This window comes from Nguyenibacter vanlangensis (genome assembly GCF_013376155.1).
GTDB lineage: Bacteria > Pseudomonadota > Alphaproteobacteria > Acetobacterales > Acetobacteraceae > Gluconacetobacter > Gluconacetobacter vanlangensis.
Genome location: NZ_JABXXP010000060.1, coordinates 1 through 9,942, shown reverse-complemented (window position 1 = coordinate 9,942; position 9,942 = coordinate 1). Strand labels below are relative to the sequence as shown.

The window sequence follows — 9,942 nt, the reverse complement described above, 5'->3', positions numbered from 1 at the left end:
AGGGCTGATCCTGGCGCGGCGGCCGCTGCAGCGCCATGCGGGGCGGCGCATGTTCGTCGCGGTGGCGGTGTTCGGTTTCGCCACCATTCTGTTCGGGGTTTCGACCTGGCTGCCGCTGTCGGTCGCGGCTCTGGCGGTGCTGGGGGCGGCCGATGTGCTGAGCATGGTGGTGCGCGGCGCGCTGGTGCAGTTGCGCACCCCCGACGAGATGCGCGGGCGGGTGTCGGCGGTGAATACGCTGTTCATCGGGTCGTCGAACCAGTTGGGCGAATTCGAGAGCGGCATGCTGGCCAGTCTGGTCGGGCCGGTGGAGGCCGTGGTGCTGGGCGGGGTCGGGACGCTGGTGGTCGCGGTGGTGTGGATGCGGCTGTTCCCGGCGCTGCGGCGGCTGGATCGGCTGAGCGATCTGCGGCCCGGTTGAGGTGTCGCGGCCGTGCCGGCGGGCCCTTCGAACGCGGGGGCTTTGATTCCGCCGTTCAGGCGTTGTCCTCGGTCGCGTGGAAGCGGGTGTAATCCACGGTGATCCGCCCGTCCGGCGCGGCATCGATGATATCGACGAAGCGATGGTTGTAGAGCACGCGGTCGAACCCATAGGCGTTGCGGGCGAAGACCGTCTGGCCGGAGATTTCGTCAGTGCCGGTCACGGTGATGATGATTTCGGCCTCTTCGGCGCGCAGGGCTGCGATCGTCAGGCCGGCCAGGGGACTGGCGTCGTCGATGACATGCAGCAGCGGGAAGGCGAAGCGCAGTACCGGGACGTGCGACTGCGCCAGGGGCAGCGGGTCGAACCGTCGCGCCAGCCGGCCGTTCGGCTGCACGATCAGCCGGGCGAGGAACATTTCCACCCCCACGGACAGGATGGGGCTGAGGCGCCGGTTGGCGATCCGGACGCCCAGATGGGTCGTGCCGTCCTCGACGCGCATCAGGGCGCGGTCGCTGAACAGGATCCGCGCCTTGGGGCGTGCGAAACGGGCGAAGACCAGGCCGGTCGCCACCGCGTTCAGGATCATGCCGCCCAGAAGCTCGCAGGAGGTGATCGCGTGGGCCGCGGGACCGATCGGCGCCATCACGCCGTACCCGACGGTGGACAGGGTCTGGATGCTGAAGAAGAAGAAATCCCAGAACGCGCCGGGCCGGGTGCCCGTGACCTGGCCGGGGACCGCCATGTAGAGCAGCGCGAATCCGGCATTGATGGCGATATAGAGGACCAGCGAGGACCAGAAGAACGTGGTCCAGCGCATTGTCAGCGCGTGGTGATACAGGTCCGACCAGGCCCGGTCGGCATGGCCGATCCGGACGATGTTGTCGTGGCCGCGATCCTCGAGCGCATGATGGTTCAGCAGGCGGGCCAGGGCCTGAGGCCGGTGGGGCGCGTGCCTTGCGGCGGGCTTGTTCGGGCGGTCGGTGGTGTCTGGTCGGGTTCCCGTTCCGCTGGTGTCGTCATCCACGTGCGTTCGTCCCCTCGTAGCCCTTTTGCCGTATGACCGGCATAGGATGCACGCAGGGGCTTGCGTATCGGGGAAAGCGGCTGGGTCCCATGCGCCGGGGCCATGGACGCGCCGATGCCGACGCGAAGACGCCCTCCGATGGGGCGTTCGGCATAATCGGCCGATCTTACGGCTTCGATGCGAAGGAAGGGTGGCTCCCGAAGTAGGACTCGAACCTTTGTTTCTGGAAGCGTCGGTTTGTTCCAATAATGCACTATTTCATAAGGATAATATCGGAAGCGTGTTTCTCGGTGCCTCTTGATGTTGCCCATGATGCCGTGTTTTATCATGGGTCTATTCATTGGTTTCGTATCGTGGGTTTGACGAACTGGCCGCGCGAAGCCTCTCATTGGCCCAGGAGCATGCATGCCTCGCGTCGTTCAAAATCGCCTGACTGCCCGGACGGTCGCCTCTCTCAAAGATGGTGTCTTTGCCGATGGGGGCAACCTATGGTTGACCGTGAAGGGCAACACACGCGCCTGGTCGGTCCGCTACACCAGCCCGACTAACGGCAGGGTCCGGGAAATGGGGATTGGGTCGGCACGCGAGATCAGCTTGTCGGCTGCAAGGGAGCGGGCGGCCGATGCACGCAGACTAATCGGTGAAGGCATCGACCCGATCGACGCGCGCCAGCAAGCGCGGGCCGCGAACCGAAAGGAGCGGGGCCTGACGTTTGCAGAGGCGGCCGAGCGTTTCATGGCCGAGCGGGCACCGACATGGAAAAGCGCCCGGGCGCAACCGCTGCGGTCGGGCATCTTGCGCATCCATATCTGTCCGGTCATTGGCAAGAAGCCGGTAGCGGCCGTCGATACCGACGATGCCCTATCCGTATTGCGCCCAATTTGGACCAGCAAACCGGAAACCGCCGGCCGAGCCCGCTGGCTAATCGAGAACATCCTCGACTATGCGAAAATCCACAAATGGCGAGAGGGGGAGAATCCTGCCCGGTGGCGGGGGCATCTATCGAATGTCCTGCCTCGCCCATCCGCCATTGCGAAGGTTGAGCATCGGCCGGCTGTCGATCGCAAGCATATCGGCGAGGTCATGGGTAAGCTGGTCGAGTCTCAAGGAATGGCAGCTAGGGCCGTCCGGTTCGTCTGCCTGACGGCGGCGCGTTCCGGCGAGGTGCGCGGCGCGCTGTGGTCCGAGATCGACCTGGAAGCGAAGATGTGGATCGTGCCCGCCGAGCGGATGAAGATGGCGCGCGAACACCGTGTCCCGCTATCCGAGAGCGCGCTTGACGTCTTGCGTGAGGCGTTGCCGCTGCGGGATCAGAAGGCGGGCGATTTGGTATTCCCCGGCCAGAAGCGGGGCAAGCCCCTGTCAGATGTCGCGCTGTCCAAGGCCCTGCATGCGGCGGCCGGCACGAAGGACGTCACGGTGCATGGGCTGCGATCAACGTTCCGGGACTGGGCGGCCGAGGAAACCGACCACCCCGGCGAGGTGGCTGAGATGGCCCTGGCGCATGCCATTGGGAGCAAGGTTGAGGCCGCTTACCGGCGCGGCGACCTGATCCAGAAGCGGGCAGAGATGATGGCGGCGTGGGCGGCTTATTGCATACCGCTGCGCGAATGAAATTCGGGTTTGTCGTTTTTCCGCTGGGAACACTGGGAACCTGGGAACCGCATTAAAAAAATGGCAGAAAACTGCCGCTCTTACGGTTCCCAGTGGCGGACATCGCCGGTTCCCACCGATGGGAAAGTGGGAACCGGCGGGGGCCCAGGATTAGAATGAAGAATGACGATCTGCCGAAGATTGTCGCCTCCTGACGTGTCGCTGACCGGAAAACGCGGATACCCATTAAGAGCCGACGGGAGCGCCCCCGGCTAACCACGACACACAGGAACATACGGCACACAATGCCAGCGGCCGAATTCAAAGCATTCCCCAAATATGCCACCATCAGTGACGTTTGCGACAACTGCCGCTTAAGTCGCTCGACTGTAAACCGCCTCATCAAAAGCGGCGAAATCTCGGCTGTGAAAGTCGGCCGGGCGACGCGGATTGTCACGGAATCCGTGGAACGCTATTTTGCGAACCTCCCGCGAACCGGCATCGAAACGGGGGTGGTGAATGGCTGATCCCACCGCTCATCGCATGGTTTCTGAATTGAAACGAGACGGCCAGTACGCTTTTGTAAACCTCTACGGGCACTGTTTCGACGGCGGCAGGCGCGATTTCCGGCGAGCCTTTAAATTTGCCGCGAACACCTGGCCCGCACCGATGCAGGACGCTGTTATCGGCTACGCCTGCATTCTCGACACGGTGGACCGGCTCAAGCCAAGCGATGACATCGCCTTGCTGTCAACGCTGCACTCTGCCGTCGGCTCGAAGCTGCGCGAGTTATCGGAATGAGTGCGGCCCTGTTCTCACGCGTGAACGATGCGGCGCGTCCTTGTCTGCCGGCGATCCTTGCGCGCTGGCTTCCAGACGGAAAGCGGGAAGGCCACGAATGGGTGGCCCGCAATCCGCGCCGAGGCGATCAGAATCCAGGTTCGTTCAAAGTGAACCTCACCACCGGTCGATGGGCCGATTTCGCGACCAGCGATAGGGGCGGCGATCCCGTGTCGCTGGCGGCTTATCTGTTTGGCATGAGGCAGGGCGATGCCGCGGCGAAGATGGCATCCATGTTAGGCATTAAATGCACTGCATGAACGAAATTTCTTTAATAAACGAAGCATTTACACCATTGTCAGAACAAAAGCAACGGGGGCAGTCTGCCCCCGCTATCACTGAAAAATCTGACCGCCCGATCGTCATGCCGGTGCCGGCTGATGTGCCACCCTGCACGGGCTGGTTCAGCAAATACGGTGGCAAGCCGTCGCACATGTGGGATTACCGGGACGAGGCCGGCAACCTTCTGATGCATGTCGCGCGATATGACCCGCCGGATGCCCGCAAGCAAATCGTGCCCTGGTCATGGGATGGCCAGAAATGGAGACCGCGCGGCATCATGGGCGACACGCCGCGCCCGCTCTACGGGCTGGATCGGCTGGGGAATGACGGCCGCCCCGTGCTGTTGGTGGAAGGCGAGAAGGCGGCAGACGCGGCGGCGCGCCTGTTTCCCCATTGGGCGGTGGTAACGTCCCAAGGCGGCAGCGGCGCAGCGCGCCGTGCCAATTGGTCGCCGCTCGCGGGCCGCAAAGTCACAATCTGGCCGGACAACGACGCACCGGGCGACACATACGCAAGAGATGCCATCCGCGAGATGGAAGCGGTAGGCGTCGCGGATGTGCGGATAGTGACGCTCCCGTCCGACCTGCCGGACGGGTGGGATTTGGCAGACCAATTGCCAAGCGGGTTCTCCGCCGAAACGCTTGCGTCCTTACTCGCTGCCGCCGTTGCGCCTGCACCGTCCACCATCGTCATGCCGCCCGGCTTTTCGATGATGCCCAACGGCTTGTATTTCACCCTCGAAGGAAAGGATGACACTCCGATCTGGATCGCGGGCCCCTTCGAGGTGATAGCGGAAACGCGCGATGCGGATGGCTGTGAGTGGGGGCTATTGATCCGCTGGCAAGACCGGGACCACAAAACACATGAATGGGTTGTCCCGAGATCGCTTGCTCATGGTGACGGCAGAGAGCTTGCGGTCACCCTGGAATGGCGCGGCCTGTCGTGCTCAACTGACATGCACCGCCAGCTTCGCCGGTTCGTTGCCCAGGTAAAGACCAGTTCCCGCCTTCGCTGCGTTGATCGCGCAGGGTGGCACGACACAGAAGCGGGTCCCGCCTTTGCACTTCCCGGAGGGGAGGTATTTGGCACAAACGCCTTGGTGCTTAGGCCCGGACGGGCGGCAACAGGTCAGGAATTTGCTTCATCCGGTACGCTGGATGGGTGGCAGAGTCAGATTTCCGCCTATGCGGTTGGCAATTCGCGCCTCGCCTGTTTCATATCGGCAGCGTTCGCGGGACCGCTATTGGATATCGTGGGCGACCAGAGCGGCGGATTCCATCTCATCGGCGGGTCTCAAACTGGCAAAAGCACAGCCGCGTTCGTCGCGGGCAGCGTGTGGGGGCGCGGTGACAAGGGCGGTCAGGTTCGGGCATGGCGTGGCACCGCCAACGGGCTCGAGGGAATCGCCGCCGAGACTTCGGACACGGTTCTGATCCTAGACGAAATGGGGCAGGCATCATCCAAGGAAATCGGCGATATCATCTATCTGCTGGGCAACGGTGCCAGTAAGGTGCGGGCCGATCGAACTGGCGCCGCTCGCTCTATCCGCACATGGCGGTCATTGTTCCTTTCCACCGGGGAACGCGATCTTGAGTCCATGATGACCGAAGCGGGCAAGCAAGTCATGGCCGGACAGGAAGTGCGGCTTGTGAACATTCCCGCCGCACCGGAGGGCGGTTTCGGACTCTATGAATCTTTGCACGATATGCCGTCCGGAGGCGCATTGTCCGACCACCTCCGGGTGATGGCCCGTACACATTACGGTACGCCATCGCGCGAATTCCTACGGAGACTGGTGAGTGATCGGAAACGCTCCCCCGAGAAGCTTGCTGCCGACATCCGAGAGGCGCGTGAGAAGTTCTTGGTTCATATGCCCGAGGGCGCGGATGGACAGGTCCGAAGCGTGGCAAATCGGTTTGCCCTGGTGGCATGCGCTGGGGAACTCGCGACCCGATACGGCGTGACCGGCTGGCCGAGCGGGGAGGCTGTGCGCGCCGCTGGGGTCTGCTTCAAAGCGTGGCTCGATCAGCGCGGCGGATCGGGGGCCAGGGAGGATCAGACGGCCATAGCGCGCGTGCGCGCATTCATCGAACAGCACGGGGATGGCCGCTTCACAATCTTGGATCGTGATCGAGCAAACGCAGAATATGCCAGCGAGACGGCGCGGCCCACGATTAACCGCCTTGGCTTCAAACGCCGAAAAGGCACGCGCGACCAGTGTGAATGGGAATATCTGTTCCTGCCGGAGATGTGGCGAAGCGAGGTGTGTCGGGGGATGGACCCCGCGCGCGCCGCAAGGGCTCTCCGTGATGCGGGATTTCTGATACCGGACGGAACCGGAGGGCGGCTGACCAAGAAAGTATCCATCCCAAATATGGGCGGGAAGATGAACGCCTACCTCATTAAAGGCTCAATCTTGGGGGCCGAGTAAGCTTAACCTGCCGGTTCCCACCCCCTGATCGGGCGGGAACCAGAAAAACGGGAAATGGGAACCAGAGAAGAGGCGGTTTTCTGCCATTTTTTAAACGTCGGTTCCCAGGTTCCCGGTGTTCCCGGTGAATTTTCGGCAAATCGGCATCGCCCGAAACAGAAACAACAAATCGGTTGAAAAATCCCACGCACAACGGAAAATCGGGGGTGTCGGGGCCACCGCAAACAGTTTCATCCCAGGAAGGACCCGCGATTTGCGCATGAGATATCCGGTCGGCCGAGTGTTTCAGCGCTGCCGCGTCCGTTCCCGCACGTCCAGGATTTCGATCCCGATCAGCCGCCCATCGGCGTCATAGTCGAGCATGACGCCAGGCGAGACTTCGCTCGTCTCTGCTGATTTGGCGCCCTCGGGGCCGAACCAGATAGACATGGCATCGGCCTCGGGGTCATAGCTGGTTCGGATCATGCGATCGCTTTCGAATGACAGAATGCGGACTGGCTCGACCGCCTCGCCAGCCTCGGCACGCTTCCACGTATCCACGAACTCGCGCGCCATGTCGTCCAGCGTCCTGCCGATTTCAATCCGCAGCTTGGTCATACCCCATTCACGATGTAGTCGCGCGAACCGTTCCACGTCAGGTCCCAGCTTGCGCCAGGGCGCACGTTCTGGATCGCCGAGGGTTCGAATGCAACGAGGCATCTGCCGCCGGGCTGACGGACGGAAGGATAAATCAGGCCGCGCTCACCAGATCGCTGGAGTTCTGCCGCCAGCTTTTGCCCGGCCAGATAGCCAATCGCCGGATCGGGGTGAAGGCAAGGGTGATCCGGTTCGTCCGTAAGGTCGGGAAACTCCCCGATGAAATCAGCGTGTAGTTCCACATATCTGGCGCTGTCCTTAAATACTCCGATATATTCAAGTTCACGTATTCTATGGAACGCGACTTCTTTAAGGGAGGTTTCCACATTCCAGACGCAATACCATGCCCCTCTCTGTTCAGTATTAAATCGACTTCCGCCAGTTCGTGTATATGTAAAGGCTGCATTTATATGGCTATTACCGTAAACCGCTAGACCATTATTTTTTCTTTTCCAGGCGAGTTCCCGATTATCGAGGCTGAAACTGTGCCCATCTTCGGCACGTTGCCTTTCGCTGGTCAGCCCTTCAATCCGCGCCAAGACCTCCATCTCCGCGTCGCTATCGACAAGGCCCCGCAACGCTGGCGGCTTATGATAGGTTGCAGAGATGAGACGTATGAGGGCCCGGTCCTGAATGACAGTGCGCTTCACAGGCCGCCCCGTAGCGCGTCCAGATAGCGTCGTGTGTCAAGGAAGTGAGGAAGTCCGTATTCAATCAGTGCGTCTATCGGGCGCATTCCCTTGAACAGCGGGCCGCGGTTAGGCAGCGTCGGCCATCTTGCAGCTATGTCCGCGTCAAAGTAGAGGACCAACGACTTGTATATGCCCACCAGGGCGCTTAGCCGAAGCATCTGGTCATGCGTCAGCATGCCAGAGAAACCCGGCTTCCTGGCGCGTTTCCAGGTGCTTTCGGACATATCGCAGAGGCGCGCGGCCAGTGGAACGGGCACGTTCCATTCGGTCATGATGCGATCCACGGCCTTGAGCGCAACGGCCGCCTCGTTCACCCCATCAGTGCGGTGGCTTTCCATCACGGCGTGCATTTACATTTCCCTCCTGTTGGGAACGTAACGTAGGATCAAATGATCCGAATTTCAAATCCATATGATCGGATTCCCTCACGGCTTCACGATACTCGGATACCGTCGCGCCCCGTTCCGTGCATTGGGCTGGCATGGCGCGGTGCAGGGTTTGGAATCGATCAAACCCGGCACCTTATCTGATTGAAATAACAAGATAATTCTCTATTTGCAGGGAGTGCAGGGGTAATTTCTGGTCAAGACGTGAGAATTTCGCAGTATAACGATATCGCAATAATGCGAAATCGTGGGGGCTGGCCGAAAAGGTCCTGGCAAGTCCCGGCATATTTGTTATATTATAACACTCGTATCGGCCGCCCCTATAACTCCCGATTCACATCCGCGTCGGGGTTCCATCTCGGTCGAACGATCATCGCGCCGCCGCGTGTGTCTTTGTTCCAATAGGGCATGCCCCAGCGGAACAGTCCGGGTGGAACAGATTTATGTTCCAATAACGTCAAATTTGACAATTTGGAACACTCTCGGCATGACGTTCAAGAGGTTTTGGAACAGATTGCCGGAAGGACGCCCCTATGCGGATTGGATATGCGCGGACCAGCACGACAGACCAGATGGCAGGGATGGTCGCCCAGGTGCGGGACCTTGAGGCGCAGGGTTGCGACCGGGTGTTCACGGAACAGGTGTCGGGCACCGTCACTGTCAGGCCGGAACTGGAAATGGCTATCGACTATCTCCGCCGGGGCGACGCTCTGGTGGTGTGCAAGCCGGACCGGCTGGCGCGATCGACGGCCGACCTTCTGGCGTTCGTGGAGCGCATCAAGGCCAAGGGGTGCGAACTGGTCATCCTATCGATGGGCGGTCAGACGCTCGACACCAGCAGCCCGACCAGCAAGCTGATGCTGTCCATGCTTGCGGCGGTGGCCGAGTTCGAGCGCGACCTGATGCTGGAACGCCAGCGGGAAGGAATCGCCAAGGCCAAGGCGGAGGGGCGCTATCTGGGCCGGAAGCCCACCGCGCGGAGCCAAGCTGATGAGGTCCGCAAACTGGCGGATGAAGGGATCAGCCCCACCGAGATCGCCAAGCGGCTGGGGATCGGCCGGACGTCGGTCTATCGGTGCCTGGGGAAGGTCGCGGTGTAGGGATTGTCCGCAGACGTTCCTGGACGTGTCTGTCTAACCCATGTTCTTTCATGGGTTTAATCATGGAGCGAAATCGGCCGCTTTGTTCTAAGCGGCTGATTTCACAGCGTATTTTTGGAAAGGGTGGCTCCCGAAGTAGGACTCGAACCTACGACCCAGCGATTAACAGTCGCTTGCTCTACCGACTGAGCTATTCGGGATCAGCGCCGGGGCACCGTATAGCGGAGGTCCGGTTTGGTGGTAAACCCCCTTCGTGATGTTTTTTTTACGCGTCGGGCTGGGGTGGGGGGCGCCGGGCGCATGATGGGGGAATGCGGGGCGGTGGCGGCGTAAGTTTTTGTTCTGACGTGTATCTTCACGCGGTGGAGGGCGCGCCCTACATCAGCGTCTGCGTCTTGTGCATGTTTGGTTGGGCGGCTGTTGGGGTGGGAGGATGGTGCGCCAGGATGGATGAACGAAACGGCGGGGCCGGGCCGGTGGTCGAGCGTCCGCACAGGCCGGGCCGGCTTGGGGCGGGGCGGCACGGGCTTGGCC

General features: G+C 61.4%; 10 protein-coding genes, 1 tRNA gene and 1 pseudogene. 7 read left to right on the top strand and 5 right to left on the bottom strand.

What is annotated here, in order from left to right; translation table 11 throughout:
- Nucleotides 1-421: pseudogene (locus HUK84_RS05775) on the top strand (MFS transporter); the annotation flags it as partial.
- A gap of 55 nt (nt 422-476) precedes the next feature.
- Here HUK84_RS05775 and HUK84_RS05770 read toward each other — a convergent pair.
- Nucleotides 477-1,448, bottom strand: coding sequence for an ion channel (locus HUK84_RS05770; RefSeq protein WP_176639423.1), 972 nt, complete (start codon nt 1,446-1,448; stop codon nt 477-479).
- Between the two features lie 405 nt (nt 1,449-1,853).
- On the opposite strand from HUK84_RS05770, the gene HUK84_RS05765 reads away from it, so the two are divergent.
- The 5 genes from HUK84_RS05765 (at nt 1,854) to HUK84_RS05745 (ending at nt 6,594) form a co-directional block, all read left to right on the top strand.
- Nucleotides 1,854-3,062, top strand: coding sequence for a tyrosine-type recombinase/integrase (locus HUK84_RS05765; RefSeq protein ID WP_176639422.1), 1,209 nt, complete (start codon nt 1,854-1,856; stop codon nt 3,060-3,062).
- 284 nt (nt 3,063-3,346) lie between these two features.
- Complete coding sequence (locus tag HUK84_RS05760; RefSeq protein WP_176639421.1) at nt 3,347-3,568, top strand: helix-turn-helix domain-containing protein; 222 nt, start codon at nt 3,347-3,349, stop codon at nt 3,566-3,568.
- Nucleotides 3,561-3,842 (top strand): hypothetical protein, encoded by a 282-nt coding sequence (locus HUK84_RS05755; protein ID WP_176639420.1) that lies wholly within the window; start codon nt 3,561-3,563, stop codon nt 3,840-3,842. Before HUK84_RS05760 ends, HUK84_RS05755 begins: the two co-directional genes overlap by 8 nt.
- Nucleotides 3,839-4,141: a hypothetical protein gene (locus tag HUK84_RS05750; protein ID WP_176639419.1), complete on the top strand. Its 303-nt coding sequence runs from the start codon at nt 3,839-3,841 to the stop codon at nt 4,139-4,141. Before HUK84_RS05755 ends, HUK84_RS05750 begins: the two co-directional genes overlap by 4 nt.
- Nucleotides 4,138-6,594: a DUF927 domain-containing protein gene (locus HUK84_RS05745; RefSeq protein WP_176639418.1), complete on the top strand. Its 2,457-nt coding sequence runs from the start codon at nt 4,138-4,140 to the stop codon at nt 6,592-6,594. Before HUK84_RS05750 ends, HUK84_RS05745 begins: the two co-directional genes overlap by 4 nt.
- 285 nt (nt 6,595-6,879) lie before the next feature.
- On the opposite strand, the gene HUK84_RS23855 is transcribed toward HUK84_RS05745, so the two are convergent.
- From HUK84_RS23855 to HUK84_RS05730, 3 genes are all read right to left on the bottom strand, one after another.
- Nucleotides 6,880-7,191, bottom strand: coding sequence for a DUF2283 domain-containing protein (locus tag HUK84_RS23855; RefSeq protein WP_246285440.1), 312 nt, complete (start codon nt 7,189-7,191; stop codon nt 6,880-6,882).
- Nucleotides 7,188-7,778, bottom strand: a complete 591-nt coding sequence (locus HUK84_RS05735; protein WP_246285439.1) for an RES family NAD+ phosphorylase — start codon at nt 7,776-7,778, stop codon at nt 7,188-7,190. Before HUK84_RS05735 ends, HUK84_RS23855 begins: the two co-directional genes overlap by 4 nt.
- Before the next feature lie 98 nt (nt 7,779-7,876).
- Nucleotides 7,877-8,272 carry an antitoxin Xre-like helix-turn-helix domain-containing protein gene (locus tag HUK84_RS05730; protein WP_176639416.1) on the bottom strand — a complete coding sequence of 132 codons (396 nt, stop codon included), beginning with the start codon at nt 8,270-8,272 and terminating at the stop codon, nt 7,877-7,879.
- 569 nt (nt 8,273-8,841) lie between these two features.
- Here HUK84_RS05730 and HUK84_RS05725 point away from each other — a divergent pair.
- The gene (locus tag HUK84_RS05725; protein WP_176639415.1) at nt 8,842-9,408 is read left to right on the top strand and encodes a recombinase family protein; all 567 of its coding nucleotides are present in this window, start codon (nt 8,842-8,844) and stop codon (nt 9,406-9,408) included.
- A gap of 124 nt (nt 9,409-9,532) precedes the next feature.
- Here the strand turns inward: HUK84_RS05725 and HUK84_RS05720 are convergent.
- Nucleotides 9,533-9,608: transfer RNA gene (locus HUK84_RS05720), tRNA-Asn, on the bottom strand.
- Nucleotides 9,609-9,942: the final 334 nt, after the last annotated feature.

What these genes read in the sequence shown, in the direction of transcription:
- HUK84_RS23855 (WP_246285440.1), bottom strand. Translation starts at nt 7,191, where the DNA reads ATGACCAAGCTGCGGATTGAAATCGGCAGGACGCTGGACGACATGGCG.
- HUK84_RS05750 (WP_176639419.1), top strand. Translation starts at nt 3,839, where the DNA reads ATGAGTGCGGCCCTGTTCTCACGCGTGAACGATGCGGCGCGTCCTTGT.
- HUK84_RS05730 (WP_176639416.1), bottom strand. Translation starts at nt 8,272, where the DNA reads ATGCACGCCGTGATGGAAAGCCACCGCACTGATGGGGTGAACGAGGCG.
- HUK84_RS05765 (WP_176639422.1), top strand. Translation starts at nt 1,854, where the DNA reads ATGCCTCGCGTCGTTCAAAATCGCCTGACTGCCCGGACGGTCGCCTCT.
- HUK84_RS05755 (WP_176639420.1), top strand. Translation starts at nt 3,561, where the DNA reads ATGGCTGATCCCACCGCTCATCGCATGGTTTCTGAATTGAAACGAGAC.
- HUK84_RS05735 (WP_246285439.1), bottom strand. Translation starts at nt 7,778, where the DNA reads ATGGAGGTCTTGGCGCGGATTGAAGGGCTGACCAGCGAAAGGCAACGT.
- HUK84_RS05760 (WP_176639421.1), top strand. Translation starts at nt 3,347, where the DNA reads ATGCCAGCGGCCGAATTCAAAGCATTCCCCAAATATGCCACCATCAGT.
- HUK84_RS05745 (WP_176639418.1), top strand. Translation starts at nt 4,138, where the DNA reads ATGAACGAAATTTCTTTAATAAACGAAGCATTTACACCATTGTCAGAA.
- HUK84_RS05725 (WP_176639415.1), top strand. Translation starts at nt 8,842, where the DNA reads ATGCGGATTGGATATGCGCGGACCAGCACGACAGACCAGATGGCAGGG.